We start from the raw sequence: 24,135 nt of genomic DNA, 5'->3' as shown, positions 1-24,135 counted from the left end.
ATTCTTATTTTTTACTGATGTGGGTTCAGCCATATATATAAAACATTATCGAAAAGAATATAGCCAAGTACTATATTTGTAGTTCGTATAAGCAAAGAAAGACAAAAGAGATCGATAGAAAATAGTTTCAATTGAGGGATCATCATGGGGAGAAAAAGGAATTTGATCATAAGGATTTCTATTGCACTGATGGTGTTTGCGGTGTCAGTTTTTGTTGTCCATGGTTCAGCCGGGACAGATAAGTATAACATGACAGAGGCTGAAAAGAAGTTGAGCACAGATCTGATTAAACTTCTGGAAGCAACTAAATACCAATCATCAACTGAAACTGTTGTTAATTCAGATGGTAGCGACCTTGTGTACGTGTATGTTTACCTTTACAAGGGTAACAACACCAGCAATATAGAACCTCTAGTACAGGAAATAACTGACTGGGACAAGGAAAATTCAGTAGCTGTTGCAAGGGTAAGCGTTAATGAACTGGAAACACTTGCCTCTTTGAAGGAAGTCAAAAATATAAGAACCGTAATACCTCCTGTTGTGAACAACGGTTCTGTTGCTGCCGAAAAGAACGGAAGTGACAGCGATAGTGCCGAAGAGAAAAATTATCTTGAAGATGGGAACTGGATCAAACTGATAGGAATAGTCCTTTTTACTGGAATGGTGTTCAAAAGGAAAATAAAAAAAACATGACCGTGTAGAACTAAGCTTCCAATAAACTGAAAAAGAGGAGGAGTAGCGGTTGTATAGGGTTGATCCTATTGTCCAGGTAATTGGTATTGTATTAACAATATTCTTGATATCGATTGTTATCACCCCTGTTTCACAGGCTTCAACAGGAAATGATGCTGTTTTCCAGCTTTATTCCCAGGCTGACAAAAATAACATGACAGAATCACAGCAGAAGATCAGTACCGATCTTCTTGATCTTATATATGACACAACAACATCAGGATTATCATTGAGACCTATGACAAACTCAAATGGTATTCGATCATCAAATTTTATTCCAGCCAACTCAGCAAATGGACTAAATGAAGACCTTGTATACGTATATGTCCATCTGAAAGAGGACTGCAATGTTGAAATGATCAAACCCTTTGTACATGAGATCACAGATACGGATGAAAGAAATTCGGTTGTGGTAGCATGGATAAGTTTTAATGGACTGAAAGAGCTCGCTTCTCTAGAAGAAGTAAAAAGCATAAGGACTGTACTGCCGCCTGTAACAAATGCTGGATCTGTCAATACCGAGGGAGATGATGTACATGGAACGGCCAGCGTACGAACCTTTTATGGTGAAGATGGAACCGGAATAAAGATCGGAGTGATCTCGGATGGAGTGGATCATCTCGCTGGATCACAGGCCTCCGGAGATCTGCCTGAGGATGTTACTGTGCTAAGTGATATATTCGGAGGAAATGAAGGCACTGCCATACTAGAGATCATACATGATATGGTGCCCGAAGCAAAGCTTTATTTCCATGATAACGGTGCTAACATCATAGCATTCAACTCAGCTATTGATGAACTGGTTGCAGCGGGTTGCAACATTATAATAGATGATGTTGCATGGTACGAAGAACCTTTTTTTGAGGATGGGATAGTAGCTTCTCATATTGAAGATGTGATCAATGGGAATAATGTACTATATCTTTCTTCAGCAGGTAATGAGGGAGATTCTCATTATCAGGGAACCTTCGTTAATGATGGTGACAACTTCCATAATGAGTTCTTCACCATACATATGGAAACAGGAAGTAGCGTCATGGTCTTTCTCCAGTGGGATGATCCGTTTGGTTCTTCATCAAATGACTATGATCTTCTCCTGTATGATGAACATGATATTTTGGCCGTCTCAAATAGTACCGGACCTGATCCACTTGAGTGGATACAGTTCTACAACGACGGACCAGAAAAGGATTACTATATAGGAGTATACAATTATCAAGGTACTGCAGCAACACGCACTTTGGAATTGTTCTTTTACCCGTCTCTCGGAGCTACGGTCGATAATATCAACCTGGTTGCCGAAGATTCCATATATGGCCACCCTGCTGCTCCAGGTGTCGTTGCCGTAGGAGCTGTGCCGTGGAACAATATTAACACCATTGAATACTACTCTTCCCAGGGGCCTGTAACAATTGCCTACCCTGAAGAACAACTCAGGCCCAAACCTGATATATGTGGAGTTGATGGCATATCCACATCAACAGAAGGTTTCACCGAATTCTGGGGAACCAGTGCCTCTGTCCCTCATGTTGCAGCAATAGCAGCCCAGATCTGGAGCAGCAACACTTCAATGACCGCTACAGAAGTGCGCGAGAAATTACTCTCAGATGCTGTGGTGGATGTTGATACACCAGGATTCGATTATGTCTATGGTTACGGGGTAGCTGATTCGGCCAGATATTTCACAAAATTAATGGGCGATCTCATACCACCTAGATCCATAACAGATCTTCAAGAAACCGGAGTTGCATCTGGCTGGATCAGATGGACATGGACAGATCCGGAAGATCATGACCTTAAACATGTGATGGTATATATCGATGGTTCCTTTGTCGCAAATACAACAGAACAGTTTTACAACCTTACAGGATTGACACCTCAAACAGCACATACCATTAGCATCAGAACTGTGGACACTTCCGGAAATATTAATGCTATGTGGATCAATGACTCTGCAATAACCCCACCAGATAATGGTGTTACTGTGGAGCTCACAGGCCAATTTGAAGGAGAGATATTTAACATTGCTGTAGCAAATGATCATGCCTATGCGGCTGATAATGCAACTTTTTTGATAGTGGATATCACTGACCCTGCATCACCAGCTCTTATAGGTAGTTATGAAACAGAGGATTCGATATATGACGTGGAGATAACAGGCGATTATGCCTTTGTAGCTACCTATGGAAATGGCCTTACCATCCTGAATATCACAGACCCGGCATTCCCGGAGCTTATCGGCAATTATGATACGACTGCTTTAACATCTGATGTTGCTGTTAATGCCAATTATGCCTGCTTGGCCGATCATTCTAACGGACTTGTGATATTAAATATCACAGATCCTGCAGTACCAGAACTTGAAGGCAGTTATGATACCGCTGGTTTTGCAGAAGGTCTCACTATAGAAGGTGATCATGTATATGTGGCAGATGGTATCAACGGTCTTGTCATAGTGAATACCACTGACCCCATAGCTCCGGTATTTACAGGAGGCTATGACACTGTCGGAAATGCAGAGGATGTTGTTGTGGCAGGCGGATATGCCTATGTAGCAGATGGCGACGATGGCCTTATGATCCTGGATATTAGTGACCCTGCATCTCCGATGCTTACTGGGAATTATGATACGGCTGGGTATGCCTACGCTGCTTCTGTGTCCGGGAATTATGCATACATAGCTGACCGTTCTAATGGTCTTGTGATCCTGGATATTACAAATCCTTCCATGCCAATCCTCGCAGCAAGTTATGATCCATCTGACGATTGGGTAACAGGTCTTGCTGTAGCGGACAATTATGTATACGTTGCTGATACTTTTAATGGACTTCACATCCTGCGGGTAACAGCAACAGATATTACTCCACCTGCGCCTGTGACAAACCTGCAGGAAACTGGTATCGGCTCAAGCTGGATCAGATGGTCATGGATAAAGCCCCTGGATATGGACTTCAAACATGTGATGGTATACATTGACGGTGTATTTGTAACGAATACAACTGAGGATTTCTATAATGGAACCGGATTGACCGAAGGAACCCTGCACACCATGAGCGCGAAAACAGTAGACATTTCAGGGAATATCAATCAGGCATCTGTTAACGATTCAGCAACAACCACTGGATTGCTGACCATTTCCGGCCTCGCAGGAAAAGATATCACTGCAAGCTCCATAACATTAACCTGGGCCAATTCCCCTGATATAGCTATTGTAAAAATGTACAGAGATAATAGTATAATTGGCAATGTGAGCGGATCAACGGCCTACGTAGATAGCAACTTGGCCAGTGATACAACCTATGACTATACTCTGATCCCATACGATAGCTACGGTCTTGAGGGCAAGGCAGTTAGTATTAGCCTGAAGACCGACTCGTCCAGCAGTGGTAGCGGTGGTGGAGGAGGAAGTAGCGGGGGAAGCAGCAGTAAAAAGATTAGCAGCAGTGGCGGAGGCGGAGGTGCAGGCTCTGCCGAGAACTTTGCAAATGTAGCCATGAAAGACGTGGCAAGGGAATATCTGAGGATGAATACCAATGTCACCTACGAGTTCTCAAGGGAAGGCAATCCCATCCTATCGGTCAGCTTCTATTCTCTCAAGAACTCCGGAGAGATCACCTCCACTGTAGAAGTGCTGAACAACAGGTCAAAGCTGGTTAACAGTACTCCTGAAGGATCCATCTATAAATATGTCAATATCTGGGTGGGTAAGGCTGGTTTTGCCACTGCATCCAACATGAAAGATGCGCAGGTAAAGTTCAAGGTCAGCAGTTCGTGGATCGAAGAAACGGACGTGAATCCCGAAGATGTGAAATTGCAGGTATATGCTGGTAATGCATGGCAAGTGCTGCCAACAACCGTTGATAGCATCACTGCAAGCGATGCGATCTTCGAGGCCAGGAACACAGCTTTCGGGCCGTTTGCGATCACTGCACAAAAAGCACTTGCTTCTCCCATAGCGAATAATGCTCAAGACGTTAGTGCAACTGGAACACAACCAGAACAGACCCCGGGATTTGGATTCGGTATTGCCGTTCTTATGATAGGAGTGCTTGGACTGGGATATGTGTATCAGAAGAAACAACATTGACCTGCACACCCCCTGTCGTATTTATTTAATTTTTTTAATGAAGGTATAAAAACTACTGTTTTTCCCCAAGCAAGAGTGTGGGGGACCGCACCAGAATTACTACGTGAGAATAAAGAGTCCTATAAATAGAGCCACATTAAAACCCTTAATTTTGGATAAAATATTGCAGAGCCAAAAACAACTATAACTATAAAGCCATATGGCATACGGGCTGATAGATTACAAGAGCGTTGCACATGAACACTGCTCCAAACTGTAGCCTTACAGGTAATGCAGGACAAGCATATTTTGAAAGCACTTGAATTTGGAAATTACTAAAGAAATAAAACGATACGAATGGAAACCCTTGCTATTATTATTGGCCTTGCATCTGCAGTATCATGGGGTGCCGGAGATTTTGTTGGGGGATGTGCTACCAGAAGAACAAGTGCATATTATGTGGTTCTGGTCACCCAGATCATGGGTATTATCATATTCCCGATCCTTGCGTTTGTATTTTCAGAAAGCCTACCTCCACTAAATAATCTGATGTGGGGTGCTTTTGCGGGATTTTTTGGATCTGCAGGGTTGATTGCACTATATGTGGGTCTGGCCAAAGGGAAAATGAGTATAGTTGCTCCTCTGGCTGCAGTAATATCGGTGATCATACCTGTAATATATTCAGCTTTAAATGAAGGTATCCCTTCCACATTTAAGATTGCGGGTTTTGTTTTTGCATTTATTGGAATATGGTTAATTGTTAGTATAAATGTGGGGTCCGGTTTAAAAGCAAAGGATCTAGAATATCCACTGCTTGCAGGTATATTATTTGGCTTGTTCTTCATATCCATTGATAATTTCAGTGCTACTGCAATTTACTGGCCACTAACAGTTTCAAGAGTTATAGCATTGATCATGCTCACAGGGTTCATAATTTCAACAAAGACCGTCATTAGAACCACATCCGATGTAATTCTGATAGTTATCCTTGCAGGATCATTTAATACAGGAGGTGCCATCTTATTTGCTCTGGCCTCACAAGCCGGAAGATTGGACGTTGCCACAATCCTATCGTCATTAAGTCCTGCAGTCACAGTATTGCTGGCATGTACCTTGTTAAAAGAACAACTTGCTGCGCGTCAATGGTTAGGAGTGATAGCCGCCCTGATCGCTATAAGCCTTATATCGATCTGATCAGTTCCTCGAAAATGGAGAAATTCTACATAGCCGATACTTAATATAATAGAAGCAAGGTGAAAGAATAAAATTAATAGTAATGTGAGCATACTGTGATCGCTGGTTCACATTACTAACCTGTAAAAAATATAAGATAGGCTCAATGCTTAACACTTTCTGGATCGATGAAGAGCATTTTTTCGCTGTTGTTACCCACAGATAACAGAAGCTGGCCATCTTCAAGTGTCATTGATGTTACACTGCTTAGAAGTGACAGATATTGAGGCTCCAATGAGTCTTCGCCACAGTATACAAGCGTGATCACCCCTGATCCTATGGTCAAGTTCCTCCCATCTGTTGTGTAATTCCCGCTGCCACTGTTACAGTCAGTGTTTATATAATAGACCCCATCCGTGAGGAATTCCAATGTATAGCTTTCGTTTTTTGGAACAACGGACTGATCAGCAGAAGAATTTCCAGTCAATCCTGCCCATTGCCACCTGATATTGGTGATATTTTCCAAAGCAACCCTTCCGGAGTCGATCTGTCCGTTATTGTCATCTGTTTGATCTCCTTTTTCTGTGCATCCGGATGTTAATGCTGTGCAAGCAATAAGAGCAAGAGCGAGGATCAGAGACAGGCTTTTTATTATGGGCTTCGTTTTATTTACCTCCCTTTTTATTAACAAGAGATACATCATTGTCCTATTTAGCCATTGTCTAAACTTCAAATTGATTTGAAGTCTTCAGGCAATGATTTTTGATCGAGCTGATAAAAGTAAGAGAATAAGCGATGATGAAACCTGACACTATCGAATTTGAACTGTTCAGTAAGATCATTTGAGTGACATGCAGGATGTTTTGCAGATCTTACGTAATTATAGGGTTATTATTATATATATTGCATAATATAAAGTACCAATGTGTTCGGAAGCACTACATATGAAATAAAGGTGTGTATAAAAAAGAAGGCTTTTTTCGATTAAAATAAGTTAGTAATTATTGATGATTACAGTTAGTTTTTTATCGTGAAAGCCTATTTGAGATGTGGTTTTATGGCATCGATAGCAACAACGAACAGTAGCTCCTATTTTGGCCTGATAGTGGCATTTACGGTATTTTCACTGTCAGGTATATTCCTTAAATCGATCTATGGAATGCCAGTAGGATCTGTTATCTACTACCGGCTCATTTTTGGGCTTTTAACGTTGTTGGTGTTCATGACCCTTACAGGAAAGCTGGATGAACTTTTGATTACCAGCAAAAGAAAATACATATTTCTGATGGGATGCACGAATACGATCATGATCTATACATATTTCACTGCAATACAACATGTGGGGGTATCTATAGCAGCCTTATTATTATATACTGCTCCTGTCTATGTGACGATCCTTTCACCTTTACTCCTGAAAGAGAACATCACTACCAGGGATACTATAGCCCTTTTGTTGTCAGCCATGGGAATACTCATAGCTATCCATCCCGGAGGTAATTTCTCCCCGCAGGCAAAGGAAATTTATGTACTGGGCATAATGCTCGGCTTATTATCAGGCATATCATATGCCTTGAGTACCCTCAACTACCGTTATCTGAGAGACACATATACATCCACTGCTCTTCTTTTCTGGCCAACGGTCGTGAGCCTGGTGCTATTGTCCCCCTATGCAAGTCTTGTGAGCCCCGGAATACTTGCCCTGAATATAGAAGAACTTATACTGTTTGGGATGATCATGACAACATTTGGTTCACTTCTCTATTACAGAAGCGCCAGATACATTAAAACCCAAAATCTTAGTGTCATATCTCTAATAGAACCTGTTGCCGGGATATTCTTCGGATATCTGATCCTGCACGAACAGATCTTCTCATATACCCTTGAAGGATGCGCCTGTGTACTGACCGGTGTGGCACTGATAAGCACTAAACACACTACCAGTTCAACGGAGAGGACCATATCCAAATACTTTAACATCGAGCAATACCCATTGGGTCATCAGCAAACACTTTTACATACATTCTACAGAATACTATGTAAAGGTCCTTTAAAGAATCTAAAGAGGTGATAGCAGCCTTGGAACATCCTATAAGCATTTCAGAATACCTATCTCCAGAAGAGTTACAAAAAATAAGAGAGTTCGCAGAAGGCAAAGAAACTCCTTTTATTTTACTCAGCCGGAAGAAGATCGAACAGAAATACGACGAACTAAAACATAACCTACCCTTTGCCAAGATCTACTATGCGATGAAAGCAAACCCGGCTGAAGAAGTGGTGAGGCTGTTACACAAAAAAGGATCTAATTTTGACGTAGCAACCATATATGAGATGGAACAGCTTCTCAGAATGGGGATAAGTCCTGACAAGATGAGTTACGGCAATACCATAAAAAAAGCAAAGGACATAAAAAAAGCCTATGAATATGGTGTCAGGCTTTTTGTTACAGATTCCCACAGTGACCTTAGAAAATTGGCTGCCAATGCACCTGGATCAAAGGTCTTTTTCAGATTGCTCACTGAAAGTAACGGGGCAGATTGGCCTCTATCCAGAAAGTTCGGGGCACATACCGGCCAGATATATTCTCTGATCGTTGAAGCAAGGGATCTGGGTTTGATCCCATATGGACTTTCTTTCCACGTAGGATCGCAGCAAAGGGATATTGGAGAATGGGACCACGCGATCTCCCAGTGTAAATATCTTTTTGATGATGTGAAACACTACGAAGGAATAGAGCTGAAAATGGTAAACCTGGGAGGAGGACTTCCTGCAAAATATCTTAAGCCCACTCGCAACATTCAGCAATACGCTGAGATCATTACAAAATATCTGCACGAATACTTTGGTGACGAACTGCCGGAGATCCTTATAGAACCAGGCAGATATATAGCAGGAGACGCCGGTGTTGTAGTTACAGAGATCGTGCTCATATCCAAGAAATCTGATTCAAGCCAGTATGAATGGGTCTATCTGGATATAGGCAAGTTCGGGGGTCTTATTGAAACTTTAGATGAGGCAATAAAGTATCCAATCTTCCCGGAGAAAGGCTACAACAGCAACGGTGGAAGGGAAGTGATCCTTGCCGGTCCCACATGCGACAGTATGGACATACTTTATGAGCATTTCAAATACGAGTTGCCAAAGGATATAAAAGAAGGAGACAGACTGTTCATACTCACCACAGGGGCATACACATACACCTACTGCTCAGTGGAATTCAATGGCATACCGCCAGTGAAAGTATATTTCATTGACTGAGAAAAGGCCTGAAAGAGGATATGAGCCATGGCTTCATATCCTTTTGAACTTTACGGCAGTTCCGTAAGCCAGTAGTTCTGCTGCTCCGGTCATGGTCTGAGAAGTTGTGAAGCGTATATTTACAACCGCATCAGCGTCCAGTTTCTCTGCTTCTTCCACCATTCTCTGTAATGCTTCTTTTCTGGATTGTGAAAGCAGATCAGAATAACCCTTTAATTCCCCTCCTACCAAATTCTGCAGGCCTGCAACAATATCGCTTCCAATGTTCTTAGCACGTACGGTATTTCCAAAAACTACACCCAATATCTCCAGTTCCTTACCATTCACATCGTTTGTGGTCGTAATAAGCACTTTTTCACCTCTTATAGGAAGAGGTTAACAGTCCTATTTAAAACCAAAACATTCGTTCATTCATGTCTTAGTGCTTCTACAGGATTCATGGATGCTGCTTTGTTGGCAGGATATACACCAGCGACCAGACCTACAACAAACGCAATACTAAAGCCCAGCAGGATCAAATATGGAGGGAAAACATGAGGTATAGACAGATAGCTTTGTACCGCGTAAGAAGCTACAGCCCCAAAAAGCACTCCAAGAACTCCCCCTATTGTACCTAAAAGAGTTGATTCTATCATAAAAAGTAAGAGAATATCGTTCTTCTTGAAACCTAAAGATTTCATCAGACCTATCTCCCGTGTTCTTTCGGTAACTGTGACCAGCATGATGTTCATTATGCCTATGGAACCCACCACCAGGGCCACAAGTGCAACTAAGGTTATAAGGATCGTAAGCGTGTTAGCAAGCTGATCCAGTTGCTCTATGATCTCCGCCTGATTGAAGATCCTGTAAGGCTTTACGTCATCATTCTCAATGTCCCTTGCAGAAACGCCAAGGGCACGTGCGAGCCTGCGGTCAACCTCATCTGAAACTGTGCTTACAGATTCTGCACTGCCTGTCTTTGCTGTTATGCCCCCATAGTCAGAAACATTAAGCAGCCCATTCATGGTAGCGATCGGTATGTATATCGTAATGTCCCGGTCAGGACCACCCTGAACAAAAGTATTCTCTGGAGAGCTTATGATTCCTTTTACCTTGAATTTCTGAGCTACTGTGGAACCATCATCTCTTGTAAAGGTGATATCTATATAATTATTAATTGAAATGTTGCGGTCGAACTTCTCATTGGCAACCTTCCAGCCCAATACAGCTACATATTTATCCTTGTCAGTGAAAAAGTTTCCTTCTTCAAGCTGGATATTCAATATATTCTCAGCATCCTGGGATACACCCTGGACATCTATCTGCCTCTTAGAAGAAAGATATGTTACAGCAGCCATTTGTCCGTTACTAGGAGAAACTCCCTCTACACCAGGAGTGTTCCTGACAATATTAAGTTCGTTTTCATGGAGAATGTTCACATCCTGACTGTAGATGATAATAAAATTGGACCCCAGTGTTCCCAGTTCATCCGTAAAGAACTGATTGAAGCTGGCTCCAAGGGAAACATTAGCCACAACCGCTGCTACTCCGATAATGATACCTAGCGTCGTAAGAGCAGAGCGAAGCTTTGCATGCTTGATACTCCCCATGCCCAGATCCAGAGCCTGTCGCATGTTAACCAACTAGTGACACCTCACTCATGCCTGAAAGCCTCCACTGGGTCCATCTTCGCTGCCTTATTAGCAGGGTAGATGCCTGCCACCAGACCGACCAAAATCGATACTATAAAACCGATGAGAATCTGGTTCACCGGAAATACACTGGGCAGATCAAGGAAATAGTTTGCAATGAAGGCAACACCGATACCCAGGACAGTACCACATATGCCACCCAGAAGACTCAGTATTGTGGATTCTATCAGGAACAGGGTAAGTATATCCTTCCTGGTATATCCAAGAGACTTCATAAGACCGATCTCCCTTGTCCTTTCGGTTACTGTCACCAGCATGATATTCATGATACCTATGGAGCCCACTATGAGAGAGATCAAGGCCACGGAAGTCAATAGAGAAGTAAGGGCGGTAGAAAGCTGGTCTGTCTGCTCCAGGGCATCTATTTGATCGAACATGACATAGGGTTTTGTATCATCGTTCTCTAGTTCCCTGGTCGATACTCCCAGATTTCTTGCCAGGCGATCATCGATCTCATCAGCAGTCTCACGTACAGTTTCCAGACTTGACGCCTTTATGAAAAAACCACCATAATCATCTTTTCCAAGCATCTGGTTCATGGTGTCTATGGGAATAAAGATCCTGATCTCGGGCTCCACGCCAGTCTGCACAAAAGCAGTGTTTGGATCCTGTATAATGCCTTTTACTATGAACTTTTGTGTGACTACGCCCCCATCCTCTCTTCTGAACGTGATCTCAATGGGATTCTTTACAAAGACCTTCTGATCGAACTTCTCATAGGCAACCTCTGACCCCAATACTGCAACATACTGGTCCTTATCATCAAGAAAACTCCCTGCATCCATTTTTATATTGGCAACTTCCCCATAATCCGCTATAACACCCTGTATGTCTATCTGCCTGGAAGTTGAGAGATAAGTGACCCGACCCATCTGCTGATTGACCGGGGAAACACCTACTACCCCCGGAGTGTTCCTTATCAGATCAAGTTCCTTGTCAAAAAAGACATTTACTCCCTGACTGTAGATCACTATGAAATTTGAACCGACAGCACCGATCTCGTCATTGAAGAACTGATTAAAACTGGCACCAAGGGAGACATTGGCGATCACAGCAGCTACTCCGATAATTATTCCCAGGGTCGTAAGGCCAGATCGCATCTTTGAGCTGCTGATACTGCCTATCGAGATCTCAACTGATCGCCGGAGGCTTATCATTCAATGCCTCACTTTTGCTTCCTGCGTTTATACATAAAGTAGCCGGCACCTGCAAGAACGGCAATGAGAAGCAACAAGATCAGAGAACTGATATTACCTGATTCCTTTACAGTTTCCAGTTGTAATTGCCTCACACCGATAAGCTCTTCATGTTCGTTAAGGCCATTCCTGTAATTTGCAATGATCTTTACGTCTTGGGAAGAATTGTCAGAAGATGTTTCCCCATATATCTGTATGGTAAAAAGTTCATCCGGGTCCATGGAACCAATGAAGTATTCAGCGGGGGAAAAATCCACACCATCTGCCTCAAGCCTGACGCTTACTGATGAAAGTTTATTTGGGTGTATATTAGCTACATCGAATTCCAGAGTTCCTTTTCCGTTCTCCAGTTTAAGAGGTTTAGATGGAACAATGCGCACAGATGAGGAATCAACCTTTAAAGGAATACGCCAGTTGTTATTGTATGAATGAGAGCTGCCGATAGTTGAAAAATCAAGGTAATAAGTACCATCTGATAGATTTTCATCAACATTTATGTTGTATGTAAGGACCATCGATTCACCCGGACCCAGGATGCCATTTCCATAATAGGTTTCAGTGGCTACTGTTATACCATCCGTTCCTTTCAAAGTGGCAGATTGTACCCGGGCATTGGTATCGAAGTCTTCACCATTGATGGTCACAGAATATGCTGTCGCACTGTTCTTAAGAGTGAAGGTGATAGTGCCGATGTCACCTGGCATAAAAACTTCAGGCTCCTTTGTCGGAGCGCCTTCTATCTGGACATTGCCTTTACTGTTAAAGGCAGCAGAACCTACGGTGATCTCAAAGGTTTCCTCCACCCAGGCACCGTTCTTTTCTTTCTGGAACTGGATATCAAAGGAAGCAACACCTTGTTTCGCATTCTCATCCACAAAAAGCCTGTATTTATGTACTGCCGCACTTTCAGGCCCAAGAATGCCAATGTTTTCAAGGGCGTTAGCTTCTGAATCCAGAGACAGAGGGTACTCAGGGACCATTTTTATGGTAAGGTCCTCGGACCTACCTGAACCCGTGTTCTCTACCTTGATCCAGATGTCAACGTATTTACCGATCTCTGCAGGCACAGGTTCATATTTAAGGACACTGACACTGAGAGCTGAACCTGAGACTGCACATGCGACACCTGATAAAAGTACGCATGAAACAAGGGTCAAGCAAAGATATTTCAAAATCGTTCTGATATTACCACCGCCTAGTTATTAAGCACACCATCTTTCAAGTATACCACTCTGTCAGCATAGCTTGCAAGACCGGGATCATGAGTGATCATAATAATGGTCCTTCCTTTTTTATTAAGGTCCTTGAACATGTCCATTATCTCTAATCCGGTCTTGCTGTCTAGGTTTCCTGTAGGTTCGTCCGCCAGGATTATAGAAGGATCATTGATCAGAGCCCGGGCTATAGCCACACGCTGTTGCTGCCCTCCCGAAAGTTGAGAAGGCCGGTTGTTACGGCGGTCCTCAAGCCCCACAAGTTGAATCAGCTCATTTGCCCTTTTAGTTGGTTCTATACTATTTTTCGTGTTCGCATAGGTAGGAAGGAGAATGTTCTGTGCTGCAGACAACCTGGGAACAAGATTGAAGTTCTGGAACACAAAGCCGATCTCAAGACCCCTTAATCGTGCAAGTTCGGAGTCAGTGATTATATTAATATCCTGACCCATCAGGATCACCTGTCCGCAGGTAGGCCTGTCAAGGCACCCAATCATGTTCATAAGGGTACTTTTCCCTGACCCCGATGGACCCATGATAGCCAGGAACTCACCCGGATAAACTTTCATATTGATGCTCTTGAGTATCTGGACCTCCATGTTCCCTGCCCAGTAACTCTTACACAGATCTCTCAATTCAATGATTGGATCACCACTCTGTGATATTGCACTATTCAAACTCTCAACCCCGTTAGAAGGATCCGAAAGGTAATACACAAACAGATTGAGCCAAATCTATATATATCCTTGGAAAAAAACATGCAATAAAAAGAGTTAAAAAAATGTTAACAATGACATTGTTGGTGTAAATTTAGTTTAGAGATTGGAGCAAATAATGCTGGAAGTCCTTAGCGATCCGGGAGGTTTCTTTGAGGAAAAGATCAAAGAAGAAATCGACTTTAAACCACCTTATGCTGTAATTGGTGCAGTGACGCTGCTGACCCTCATCAATGCTTTTATCTTAATGAGAGAACTGATGGAGAATCTGTTCAGCGATGTACCTACCATCGTCCAGCTAATTGTGATAATTTTGGGCTTAATGGTCACCATGGCCTCCGGGATGATCGTGTGGCTGATGATCAGTGGCTTATTCTATGCTTTTTCATGGCTCTTAGCCGGACAAGGGAAGTTCACAAGAGTCCTCGAGTTTGTTGCCTATGGATTCCTGCCTTTCATCTTTAGTTCTACCATCAGCATGGTGCTGATGATCAGCATGTGCTCTTTTTCAGATCTTTCCATGAGTGACCCGCAGGCCATAGAAAAAGCCATGCTCAAAAGTCCTTATATGATAGTATCTAATGCGATCAGCATTATCTTTGCCCTATGGAGTGCTAATATATGGGTTTTTGCTATGGTCCGCTCAAGGGGCCTTAGTATCAAGAATGCTATGATCACCGTAGGAATACCAATTGGACTATACCTGATATATATGCTCTATACATTGCATCAGGCAATAGGCCAACCGTAAAATATAAAAACGAAAGTTATAATAACTGAAAGTCATATTTATATTTGCGACAACAATTGTTTGTACAAGAGGTTAAATTATGATGCAGGTTCTTATAGATCCTCAAAAATTCTTTGAGAATAAAATTAAAGAGGATCCAGATTTCAAGCAACCACTGATGATCATTGGGATAATGGCTGTAATATCGGCTGTCAGCGCTTACATAATAGCAAGCAAGCTGATAGGAAACCTGCCAAGCGATATGGCATCCGTTGCACAGATAGGTGCTGCCATAGGAGCAATATTTGCCATCATATCCGTGTTCATTATGTGGCTGGTATACAGTGGCATATTTTATGGCATCTCATTGGTTTTGAGCGGACAGGGAACTTTCAAGAGGGTCTGTGAGTTTGTTGCCTATGGGTTCCTGCCTTCGATCTTAGGCTCCGTGTTAAGTCTTGTATTGACAAGTAAAGCTTATTCTTCACTCGATCTTTCCGTGCAAGATCCCGCTCTTCTCGAAAAAGCCATGTTCTCTGACCCTTACATAATGGCTTCCACTGTCATCGGAATACTCCTGACCTTGTGGAGTGCGAACATATGGGTATTTGCCATGATGCATGCCAGAAACCTTACAGTTAAGAATGCTCTTATCACTGTGGGAGTGCCAATGGGACTGTATGTGATCTATATGATCTATACGTTACTTCAGGCACTAAGTTAACATGAAAAACGAAAATGATATCATGAGAACGATCATATTTTTCTTTATTTTACTGACCATGTTCTTGCCTTATGCAAGTGCCGATACCGAGATCCGTCCAACTATCACAGTGAACTATTCAGTGGAGCCTGGAGTATTCATGCCAGGAGATACAGGTACAGTAACTGTGGAACTCAGGAACATGGCTTCAGGTGAGGTATACGTCCAGGAGGATGACGAAACATTCGATATGAATGCCTACATAGCAAGTGCAACCCTTAAGGGTAACAAGGGAATTAAGATCCTGGATGGAAGACAGACAGACGTTGGATTACTGGGGCCAGGGGATTACATCCGGCTCACTTTCAACATAAAGGCGAACGAGAGTGCTGCCAATGGCATGCATTTCCTGGAACTGGAAGTTGTGGGAGGCAGCGACATGTACAACCTCAACTACAGGATACCGGTAAAAGTTGATGACAGGGATCTGAAGATAATTGTGTCCGATATGCCTCCTACCCTCATGAAAGAATATTCAACTGTGAATGTGGAAGTCGTGAACTTAAGACCCAATGACATTACAGGTGTTATTGTCACTCCGGAAGGAAAAGACATTACGTTCTTTCCAGCTAATGTCTTTGTAGGTACCATCAATGAAGGAAATAAATCCACAGCAACGTTCACCCTGAACTCCATGACATCCAAGAATGGCAACAAAGAGATGCAGTTCTCTGCTACATATTTCAATGGGGACAACCCGCATATCTCATCTGGAACGAACTACAATGTTGAAGTGGTGGACCAGTATGCGCTAATACTGTCAGCCTTAGAGGTAGAAAGAATAGGAAATACATATAGCATCACAGGAGATATAAACAATTTTGGGACAACCGATGCAAAGAATGTTATGATCTCAGTGACGGAAACGGAAAACATCACACCTGTGCAACCGTATGAAAAATATTTTGTAGGCACCCTGGAAAGTGATGATTTCAGCAGTTTCGAACTATCCGCGTCCACACAAGGAAACAATGTAGAAAAAATACCCTTGCTCATTGAGTTCAGAAATACTAACAATGCCTATGCATACATAAATGAGGACATTGTACTCCACAAAGGAACGCTACCCGCTTCCAGCAATAGTGGAGGAACACGATCCGTTATGATCGGCCTTGTTGCTGTAATATCTGTTGCAGTGCTGGGCGTCATAGCATATTCCTGGAAGAAACGCAAGATATCAGAATGAACGGGGCATGTATGCAAGGTCCTATAGTCCAGCTCACTGATGTGAAGAAGATCTATCATCTTGGAGCAAGCCAAATACACGCTCTTAACGGTGTCGATCTTTCGATCGAAAGAGGCGACTTTGTGACCATTATGGGGTCTTCCGGCTCAGGAAAATCCACAATGCTCAATCTCATTGGTTGCCTTGATCAGCCCACGGAAGGCACCGTGAAGATCAATGGCACGGACCTTTCCCTTCTTAACGATGACCAGCTTACAGAAATTCGCAGGAACAATATTGGTTTCATATTCCAGCAGTTCAATTTGATACCTACTCTCACTGCCGTGGAGAATGTTGAAATGCCTATGATATTCAGCGGGATCCCGGAACAAGAGCGCCGGAGAAGGGCAATGGAATTCTTAAGACGAGCAAACCTTGACGCAGAGTTTGCCGAACACAAACCCAATGAGCTTTCAGGAGGACAGCAGCAAAGAGTTGCTATTGCCAGGGCACTGGCTAATTCCCCACCTATCCTTTTGGCAGACGAGCCTACAGGAAATCTCGATACAAAGACCGGAAAAAGCGTGATGGACCTTCTCAGCGAGCTCAACTTACACGGAACTACCGTTATAGTTGTCACACACGATCCAAAAATAGCGGCATATGCGAACACTAACATAGTTCTCAGGGACGGTGAGATCGTTGAAGCTTCAGAGTAGGTATTTGAAACGTAATATGTACGCTGAACTAGCAAAAAGGAATCTCAAGAGGCACATGGCACGCACAGTCCTTGCAGCTGTGGGAATAATCATCGGGGTCATTGCAATTTCGTCCATGGGCATACTGGGAAACAGCCTGAAGCTGTCAGTATCCGATTCCCTGGGAGATGTGGGTAACGAGCTTCTGGTATATCCTGGGTTCGGGGAGGAGACTATAACTGAGAAGCAAGTGGAGAAGATGCAGAAGGTTGCAGGTATAGAGAACCTGATACCTATCTATTCCAGCGCTTCAAAAGCTGAATACAAGAACGAGGAAACCTACGCAAACGTATATGGTATAGAAAGCGATGATCTGCCCGGCCTTGCGGAGATCGAAGCAGGCCGTATGTACAAACGCGGGTCTTCTGATTGTGTGATAGGATCACAGCTTGCAGAGGATCTCGAAGTCAATATTGGCGGAAAGATAACTATAGAAGATACAAAGTTCAGAGTGATAGGTATCCTGAGAGAACGAGGGATGGGCTTTGACATCAGCGCTGACAGTGCTGTTTTTATTGATCACCAGATGTTCACAAGGATCTATGAAGATACGGATGAAGGTTATAGTTATGCCATAATCCAGGTTGAGAACATCAACGAGATAGATACGGTCAAAGAGGACCTTGAGGAAAGGCTCAACAAGAAAGACGAAGAGGTGTTCGTGCTTGCCACCAATACTATCCTTTCAAGCATTGATGAGATCTCCAGATACATTTCCCTGTTCCTGATGGGAATAAGCTCCATTTCCCTGCTTGTGGCAGGGGTGAGCATCCTCAATGTAATGCTCATGTCCACTATGGAGCGCACCCGGGAGATAGGCATAATGAAAGCAGTGGGAGCTTCAAGAAAAGATGTGCTCAAGATGTTCCTGCTGGAAGCCCTTTTCCTGGGAACGGCTGCAAGCCTCATCGGCGGGATATTGAGCTTTGGAGGCGGGTTCCTGATAACTGTGCTTATCATGAAACAGGCATCATACCTATTTGCACCATCAAGCATGGCTTATATCATACTGGGTATTGTATTCGGCATAATGACGGGTGTTGCAGGCGGGGTTTATCCTGCATGGAAAGCTGCCCAGATGAGACCGCTGGATGCATTGAGGCATGAATAAATATAAAACTCACTTGGCTTTTTTGGATCGCAGCTTCTGCTGCACTTTTTCTCCAGTAAGCTCTCTTATGGCATCTGTCGCCACCCACCTGGCACTGATACTATCTGTTTGCTGCAGTTCCTCTGCCAGTTCTATCGTCAGGGAGTTCAGCGAAAGATCACGCTTTCCGATCTGGCGCAGGGCCCAGTTGACAGCCTTTTTCACGAAGTTGCGTTTATCCGATGCACCTTCCTTGATAATGGGGAAAAAGGCAATAAAACGTTCATCTGAGGCTTCCTTATCGCTCACTGCAAGGCGTGCCATCAGCACAAATCCCGCTCGTTTTACGAACTCTTCTTCCCTGTGGCTCCACTCTGCCGCTTTGTCGTAGGCACATGGCATATCCTCAAAGAGATTCATACAGCATTGGTCGCAGATCTCCCAGTAGTCGAATTCACTTACCCATTGTTCCATCTGCTCTTCAGTGACATATCGCACATCATCCACCATGCTTGCAAGGATCTGGGTTTCACGATATCCATAAGCCCACAGGCTGGCTGCAAGCTCATGGTCTTTTCCGATACTCTTCGCTATTCTCCGAAGTTCAGGAATAGCAACACCATAGGCTTTGCCGGGAGTGATGCCAAAACTTGCCATGCCCTGCAGGGCAGATGGGTTTGAGAGGGAGTTCAGTTCGACGATGATGCTTTTAATACTTTTGTCTATTCTATTCGAGTCCAATGATACTCACCCCATACATTTGTGTCCTATATACACGATCAAAGTATCTTTTTCAATTGAACGTGACCTACAAATGATGATCGGGAATATACCCTACAGGACGAGGATAAAGTAGCCTCACATTAAACAGACTGTTTTTTATTCACCTTTATCCAGAAAACAGCACCTGACCCCGAAGGATTATCATATACACCAACTTCACCATGGTGAAGTTCTACTATTTTCTTGACGATAGCAAGGCCCAGCCCGCTTCCTTTAGTTCCTTGAGTGGAAACCTGTTTGAATCTTCTGAATATGGCATCCTTATTCTCATCACTGATCCCCATACCGAAATCAGTGAACATTACTTTCCATGAAGTATCTTCGTCCTCTATACCTAAAACAAGCCTACCCCCATTGGGACTGAACTTAATGGCGTTTGATATCAGATTAGAAAAGGCTTCTTCTATAAGAGGATTCACATCAGCCGGATAGATGCCCTCTGCGGGATACTCTAATGTCATGCCTTTTTCTTCCAGCAGGGGCAAAAAACCACTAGAAACTTTTCTCAGCAAATTAAGCAGATCAAACTCCTCAAAACTTATCATATCAGTGCTTTCAAGTCTGCCTAACTTCGAAGCAGTATTGATGATCTGTATGAGATTCTCATTCTGATAGTAGATTTTCTCAACAATGGCTTTTTCCTCATCTGTATCTATCCTTTCCAGCAGAAGCTCGGAATAGCCTTTGATAATGGTGGCAGGGTTTAGCAGATCATGCCGCAAAATATCAATAAAAAGGACCTTGAATTCGTTGCTGCTTTTAAGATCATCAACATACTGATAAAGTGCTTCCTGTGACTGTCTAAGATCTGTAACATCCTCTCCAGTGCTGATCACTCCGATCACATTCTTTTTTTCATCTACCAGAGGAACATTTGTCCATGATATCAACCTGTTACTACCATCATATGTGAGAACAGGATTTTCAGATCTTCCCACACAATTGTTGCTAAGACATTTTAGAAGCACATTCCTTGCATAATCCCGAAAATTCTCAGGAACGAAAACTGCTGTCCAATCCTGGCCAACTATCCCATGCTCATTGTAACCAAGAAGTTCACAACCTTTCTTGTTTATGGAAGATACGTGCCCATCTTGGCCAAGTACTACTACCATCACCCCAATGTTCCCAAGATATTCTGAAAGCTTATTTTTTTCAAATACCAGAATATGGTTAATATGCTGCCATATTTTCATGTCTTCTTTTAATTTTTCGTTTGCTGAAGAGATATCGATAGTGCACTCCTGCACAAGTTTATTTATGCTTTGGCGATAAACTTTCAATTTTTCTTCTGCAACTATTCTCTCAGTGACATCACGGATAACAACTATGTTAGCTATGCTACCTTTATAGATGATCTTCGTCCCCAGACCTTCCACCCAGAATTCACGCCCTTTTCTTGAACGTACCTTATATGTGCTGAGATAGCCCCCTTTACCTCGCATCACATTCAGCTGGTCTTTTATAGCCTTAAGTTTGTATTCTTCACATAGATACTCAAGTATATTGTGACCCATCGAAATTTCAGAGTCATCGACCTCGAACATCCTGATCAAAGCCATGTTGAACAGTAAGATCTTTCCTTTGAAATCCAGCACCATCATTCCATCAAGGGCATTCTCCATGAAAACTTTGCATTTTTCCTCAATTTCACGATAGTCCCTCAAAATCACTTCTTTTTCGTACAAGCTTTTCAAACTGTTGCAGACCGAGAAAAGCATAGTCTTCTCTCCTGAAAGAAAGGGACCTTCATATGCCTCCGGGCGTTCTTCCATATAAAAAACTTCAACAGAAATAACTTCTGAACCTGAACACGTACATGAACAAGAAAGCTTCCAGGGAGTGATCTTGAAATGAGAGGTTTTGAATTCTTTACCGTTTATCATTATCCTGATACAAGTGATCGAAGGAAACTGAAAACCATCAGGTAATATATCTAATACCTGGCACACCACATCTTTAAAATCCTTAGTACTTGCCATTATCTCCGATATCTTACAAATACAGTTAATTTCTGCATTCTTGCGATCGTCGGTTACACTGTTCATCTGCATCACTTAATACATGTGATATCGAATGATAAATCATTAACAAGCAATATTGTAATGGATTGAAAGAAACGCTATTATGAATATATATTTAGGTCAGTATATCTACTTTACTAAGACCACAAGTCTTGACACTGCAAAACTCCCCATGATCAGTTTTAATTATGCTTCGCAAAGTTAGATTTAATGAACAGAACTTTTTAGTGTTAAAATCAGTTTATATCACTGCTTATCTCTTCTATACCAAGGAACTCACATTTAGAGATCCGTTGTTCCAATATTAGATATACAAATCTTTTAAAGAGGGCATAGATCTTAAAATAAAAGGACAATACGTATGGGGAACGATAACCACTTATGTAGAATATATACTTATCATCCTTCACTGAGTCGTCTATGAACCTTACAACTCCCTGGTAATTATGGAACTCTGTCACCGTGCCCTGAGCCATGCGCGGACCCAGGACAACCGCATCCGCCTCCATCCCATCGGGGCCTTTTATACCCTCTATGTAGCCATAGTTGAATATGGTCGGGATAGGGGAGAAAAATACCTTTATATAGTGATCACCTGACCTGTTGTATTTAAAAAAACTGTGTTTTGGGGTCTCGATCACAACCTTCATGCAAGGTATTGAACATAGTAGTTGAAAATGTTTACTGTACACAAAATACCACACCCAATGCACCAAGAATTACAGCTTCGTGGACAAAGGGAAAAATGATCTGCTTTATCATGGATCATCGACCGGAAAGAGCCAGTTCAACTCCTATTATTGAAAATATGCCCGCTTTAGCCCAGTTAACATATTTTCCGGCATTTGGCATTTTCATGATCCTGGATCCAATGAACCCTGCAAATATCGATACCAGGAAAAAGATAAACAACGCCTGGAAAAGAAACACGATTCCCAGAAATATCATTTGCAGAGGAATACTTCCAGAACCTGCACTTACGAACTGGGGAAGGAAAGCAAGGAAAAAAAGTGAAACCTTCGGATTCAGGAGGTTCATTACAATGCCTCTTTTATAAAGAAGAGGCACATCAGTTTCTTTTACCTCGAAGGATGAAAAGGAAGTTCCGCTTTCCTTTAGCGCCTTGAAGGCCAGGTAGATGAGATACAGGGCACCTGCATATTTTACAATCGTAAATGCAATTGCAGAACTGTACACAAGAGCAGAAATGCCTAGCGCTGCGGCAGTAGTGTGGAAAAGCAATCCAGTGCACAGTCCGGATGCCGTTGCAATCCCGGCCTTTTTTCCCTGGGAAATGCTGATGGAAAGAACAAAAAGAATATCCGGGCCAGGAAGTAAAGTGAGGGCTACAGAGGCAGCAATAAAATAGAGAAGTTGTGTTGGTTCTATCAATAACTCACCTGTGCCATCGGAAAATAAAACTCAAAAAAAGGAAAAGGATGAATGAAAAAAATTAGAGCTGCACGTATCTGGCAATGTCCCCAAGGTCTTCCTCGATCCTTAGCAACTGGTTATATTTTGCAGTACGCTCGCTGCGTGCAGGAGCTCCCGTCTTGATGAGATCTGCCCCAATAGCCACAGAGATATCCGAAATGGTAGTATCTTCGGTCTCTGCAGAGCGATGACTGACAACTACAGCATATCCATTGCGGTTTGCGATCATCGCAGCATCGAATGCTTCAGAGATAGTGCCGATCTGGTTCACTTTCAACAGCAAAGCGCTGGCAGCGCACATCTCGATACCTTTAGCAAGGCGATTGGTATTGGTCACGAACAGATCATCACCCACAATAAGGGTTTCCCACGCCTCCGAAGTCAGATTTGCAAAATCCTCGAAAGCTTCCTCGTGGAAAGGGTCCTCTATGTAGATGATCGGATAGCTGTCTATCAATTCCAGATACAGGTCAGTAAGTTCCCCCGCATCCAGTAACTTGCCATCAATGGAATATGTCTCCCCGTCAAAGAACTCCGAAGCTGCAGCATCGATACCAATAGTGATATCTGATTCTGTATAGCCTGCCTCTTCTATTGCGCTCATCAGGGCATCAAGGGCATCCGTGGTCATGGACAATGGTGGAGCATACCCTCCTTCATATCCAACATTAGTTGCTGAAGCACCATATTTATCTTCAAGCACCTTGCGCAGGGCGTGATATGTTTCAGCTCCCATCCTCAGGGCTTCTGCATAACTATCAGATCCCTTTGGCTGTATCATGAACTCCTGAATAGCAAGTTCATTGCCTGCATGTTTACCGCCATTTATGACGTTCATTGTGGGAACAGGAAGAGTATGTGCATTCGTGCCTCCAAGATACCTGTACAGAGGGATGTTCAAAGAATCAGCAGCTGCCTTTGCAACTGCCATTGAAACACCCAGAATAGCATTGGCACCTAACGTCATCTTGTTATCAGTGCCATCCATGGCTATCATAAGGGCATCAATGCCTCGCTGGTGGCGGACATCCATCCCCACAAGGTCACCTTCAAGAGTGGTGTTCACGTTGTCCACTGCATCGAGGACACCTTTTCCTCTATAGCGGTCTGCCTCATTATCCCTCAGCTCAATAGCCTCATGGGTACCGGTGGAAGCACCCGATGGAACACTGGCACGTCCAAAACCACACCCAGTATACACGTCCACTTCGACCGTGGGATTGCCCCGTGAATCAAGGATCTCTCTAGCATGTACTTTTTCAATCTTGTACTTACGTTCATCAGCAATGTAAACCATCCTGTTCCACCTCCATGTTCTAACCCATAGAAGGTGATTAGTGTATAT

Annotated in this window: 21 protein-coding genes; 10 read left to right on the top strand and 11 right to left on the bottom strand. The window is 43.0% G+C overall.

Going from position 1 to position 24,135, the window contains the following annotated elements; translation table 11 throughout:
* Positions 1–162: 162 nt before the first annotated feature.
* The 3 genes from A4E24_RS01405 to A4E24_RS01395 all read left to right on the top strand — a co-directional run bounded on the left by A4E24_RS01405 (position 163) and on the right by A4E24_RS01395 (position 5,992).
* Positions 163–693, top strand: a complete 531-nt coding sequence (locus A4E24_RS01405) for a hypothetical protein (protein ID WP_292351041.1) — start codon at positions 163–165, stop codon at positions 691–693.
* 103 nt (positions 694–796) lie between these two features.
* On the top strand, positions 797–4,819 hold the full coding sequence (locus A4E24_RS01400) for a PGF-pre-PGF domain-containing protein (protein WP_292351040.1): 4,023 nt from the start codon (positions 797–799) through the stop codon (positions 4,817–4,819).
* A 336-nt stretch (positions 4,820–5,155) separates the two neighbouring features.
* Entirely contained in the window at positions 5,156–5,992 is an 837-nt protein-coding gene (locus A4E24_RS01395; protein ID WP_292351039.1) for a DMT family transporter, read from the top strand.
* A 142-nt stretch (positions 5,993–6,134) separates the two neighbouring features.
* On the opposite strand, the gene A4E24_RS01390 is transcribed toward A4E24_RS01395, so the two are convergent.
* Positions 6,135–6,674 carry an META domain-containing protein gene (locus A4E24_RS01390; RefSeq protein WP_292351038.1) on the bottom strand — a complete coding sequence of 180 codons (540 nt, stop codon included), beginning with the start codon at positions 6,672–6,674 and terminating at the stop codon, positions 6,135–6,137.
* A 354-nt stretch (positions 6,675–7,028) separates the two neighbouring features.
* Here A4E24_RS01390 and A4E24_RS01385 point away from each other — a divergent pair, with 354 nt between their 5' ends.
* Positions 7,029–8,039: a DMT family transporter gene (locus tag A4E24_RS01385; RefSeq protein ID WP_292351037.1), complete on the top strand. Its 1,011-nt coding sequence runs from the start codon at positions 7,029–7,031 to the stop codon at positions 8,037–8,039.
* An 8-nt stretch (positions 8,040–8,047) separates the two neighbouring features.
* Positions 8,048–9,226 (top strand): type III PLP-dependent enzyme, encoded by a 1,179-nt coding sequence (locus A4E24_RS01380; protein ID WP_292351036.1) that lies wholly within the window; start codon positions 8,048–8,050, stop codon positions 9,224–9,226.
* Positions 9,227–9,259: 33 nt separating this feature from the next.
* Here the strand turns inward: A4E24_RS01380 and A4E24_RS01375 are convergent, their stop codons facing one another.
* From A4E24_RS01375 to A4E24_RS01355, 5 genes are read right to left on the bottom strand one after another with little or no spacing between them, the layout of a single operon-like run.
* The gene (locus A4E24_RS01375) at positions 9,260–9,577 is read right to left on the bottom strand and encodes a YbjQ family protein (RefSeq protein WP_292351035.1); all 318 of its coding nucleotides are present in this window, start codon (positions 9,575–9,577) and stop codon (positions 9,260–9,262) included.
* A gap of 56 nt (positions 9,578–9,633) precedes the next feature.
* The gene (locus tag A4E24_RS01370) at positions 9,634–10,848 is read right to left on the bottom strand and encodes an ABC transporter permease (RefSeq protein WP_292351034.1); all 1,215 of its coding nucleotides are present in this window, start codon (positions 10,846–10,848) and stop codon (positions 9,634–9,636) included.
* 11 nt (positions 10,849–10,859) lie between these two features.
* Entirely contained in the window at positions 10,860–12,074 is a 1,215-nt protein-coding gene (locus tag A4E24_RS01365; RefSeq protein WP_292351033.1) for an ABC transporter permease, read from the bottom strand.
* 8 nt (positions 12,075–12,082) lie between these two features.
* Positions 12,083–13,270: a COG1361 S-layer family protein gene (locus A4E24_RS01360; RefSeq protein ID WP_292351032.1), complete on the bottom strand. Its 1,188-nt coding sequence runs from the start codon at positions 13,268–13,270 to the stop codon at positions 12,083–12,085.
* A gap of 38 nt (positions 13,271–13,308) precedes the next feature.
* Positions 13,309–14,004 carry an ABC transporter ATP-binding protein gene (locus tag A4E24_RS01355; RefSeq protein ID WP_292351031.1) on the bottom strand — a complete coding sequence of 232 codons (696 nt, stop codon included), beginning with the start codon at positions 14,002–14,004 and terminating at the stop codon, positions 13,309–13,311.
* 157 nt (positions 14,005–14,161) lie between these two features.
* Here A4E24_RS01355 and A4E24_RS01350 point away from each other — a divergent pair, with 157 nt between their 5' ends.
* From A4E24_RS01350 to A4E24_RS01330, 5 genes are all read left to right on the top strand, one after another.
* Positions 14,162–14,794, top strand: coding sequence for a YIP1 family protein (locus A4E24_RS01350; RefSeq protein WP_292351030.1), 633 nt, complete (start codon positions 14,162–14,164; stop codon positions 14,792–14,794).
* 79 nt (positions 14,795–14,873) lie between these two features.
* On the top strand, positions 14,874–15,497 hold the full coding sequence (locus tag A4E24_RS01345) for a Yip1 family protein (protein WP_292351029.1): 624 nt from the start codon (positions 14,874–14,876) through the stop codon (positions 15,495–15,497).
* Between the two features lies 1 nt (position 15,498).
* Positions 15,499–16,722, top strand: coding sequence for a COG1361 S-layer family protein (locus A4E24_RS01340; RefSeq protein WP_292351028.1), 1,224 nt, complete (start codon positions 15,499–15,501; stop codon positions 16,720–16,722).
* Between the two features lie 11 nt (positions 16,723–16,733).
* Positions 16,734–17,420 (top strand): ABC transporter ATP-binding protein, encoded by a 687-nt coding sequence (locus A4E24_RS01335; RefSeq protein ID WP_292351027.1) that lies wholly within the window; start codon positions 16,734–16,736, stop codon positions 17,418–17,420.
* 55 nt (positions 17,421–17,475) lie between these two features.
* Positions 17,476–18,570 carry an ABC transporter permease gene (locus tag A4E24_RS01330; RefSeq protein ID WP_292351026.1) on the top strand — a complete coding sequence of 365 codons (1,095 nt, stop codon included), beginning with the start codon at positions 17,476–17,478 and terminating at the stop codon, positions 18,568–18,570.
* Positions 18,571–18,579: 9 nt separating this feature from the next.
* Here A4E24_RS01330 and A4E24_RS01325 read toward each other — a convergent pair whose 3' ends face one another.
* From A4E24_RS01325 to eno, 5 genes are all read right to left on the bottom strand, one after another.
* Positions 18,580–19,290, bottom strand: a complete 711-nt coding sequence (locus tag A4E24_RS01325) for a DNA alkylation repair protein (protein WP_292351025.1) — start codon at positions 19,288–19,290, stop codon at positions 18,580–18,582.
* 122 nt (positions 19,291–19,412) lie between these two features.
* A complete protein-coding gene (locus A4E24_RS01320) occupies positions 19,413–21,380 on the bottom strand; it encodes a PAS domain-containing sensor histidine kinase (RefSeq protein WP_292351024.1) in 1,968 nt (655 codons plus the stop codon).
* 212 nt (positions 21,381–21,592) lie between these two features.
* Positions 21,593–22,006 carry an inorganic diphosphatase gene (locus A4E24_RS01315; protein WP_292351023.1) on the bottom strand — a complete coding sequence of 138 codons (414 nt, stop codon included), beginning with the start codon at positions 22,004–22,006 and terminating at the stop codon, positions 21,593–21,595.
* 115 nt (positions 22,007–22,121) lie between these two features.
* Positions 22,122–22,748, bottom strand: coding sequence for a LysE family translocator (locus A4E24_RS01310; RefSeq protein WP_292351021.1), 627 nt, complete (start codon positions 22,746–22,748; stop codon positions 22,122–22,124).
* Positions 22,749–22,809: 61 nt separating this feature from the next.
* Positions 22,810–24,087 carry a phosphopyruvate hydratase gene (gene eno, locus A4E24_RS01305; protein WP_292351019.1) on the bottom strand — a complete coding sequence of 426 codons (1,278 nt, stop codon included), beginning with the start codon at positions 24,085–24,087 and terminating at the stop codon, positions 22,810–22,812.
* Positions 24,088–24,135 lie beyond the last annotated feature (48 nt).

The sequence above is a fragment of the Methanomethylovorans sp. PtaU1.Bin093 genome, assembly GCF_002067275.1.
In the GTDB taxonomy this organism is placed as follows: domain Archaea; phylum Halobacteriota; class Methanosarcinia; order Methanosarcinales; family Methanosarcinaceae; genus Methanomethylovorans.
Note: the sequence above shows the minus strand (reverse complement) of the source record. Positions and strands in the feature narration are given on the sequence as shown.

What these genes read in the sequence shown, in the direction of transcription:
- A4E24_RS01395 (WP_292351039.1), top strand. Translation starts at nt 5,156, where the DNA reads ATGGAAACCCTTGCTATTATTATTGGCCTTGCATCTGCAGTATCATGG.
- A4E24_RS01390 (WP_292351038.1), bottom strand. Translation starts at nt 6,674, where the DNA reads ATGATGTATCTCTTGTTAATAAAAAGGGAGGTAAATAAAACGAAGCCC.
- A4E24_RS01385 (WP_292351037.1), top strand. Translation starts at nt 7,029, where the DNA reads ATGGCATCGATAGCAACAACGAACAGTAGCTCCTATTTTGGCCTGATA.
- A4E24_RS01365 (WP_292351033.1), bottom strand. Translation starts at nt 12,074, where the DNA reads ATGATAAGCCTCCGGCGATCAGTTGAGATCTCGATAGGCAGTATCAGC.
- A4E24_RS01350 (WP_292351030.1), top strand. Translation starts at nt 14,162, where the DNA reads ATGCTGGAAGTCCTTAGCGATCCGGGAGGTTTCTTTGAGGAAAAGATC.
- A4E24_RS01345 (WP_292351029.1), top strand. Translation starts at nt 14,874, where the DNA reads ATGATGCAGGTTCTTATAGATCCTCAAAAATTCTTTGAGAATAAAATT.
- A4E24_RS01340 (WP_292351028.1), top strand. Translation starts at nt 15,499, where the DNA reads ATGAAAAACGAAAATGATATCATGAGAACGATCATATTTTTCTTTATT.
- A4E24_RS01335 (WP_292351027.1), top strand. Translation starts at nt 16,734, where the DNA reads ATGCAAGGTCCTATAGTCCAGCTCACTGATGTGAAGAAGATCTATCAT.
- A4E24_RS01330 (WP_292351026.1), top strand. Translation starts at nt 17,476, where the DNA reads ATGGCACGCACAGTCCTTGCAGCTGTGGGAATAATCATCGGGGTCATT.
- A4E24_RS01320 (WP_292351024.1), bottom strand. Translation starts at nt 21,380, where the DNA reads ATGAACAGTGTAACCGACGATCGCAAGAATGCAGAAATTAACTGTATT.
- A4E24_RS01315 (WP_292351023.1), bottom strand. Translation starts at nt 22,006, where the DNA reads ATGAAGGTTGTGATCGAGACCCCAAAACACAGTTTTTTTAAATACAAC.
- eno (WP_292351019.1), bottom strand. Translation starts at nt 24,087, where the DNA reads ATGGTTTACATTGCTGATGAACGTAAGTACAAGATTGAAAAAGTACAT.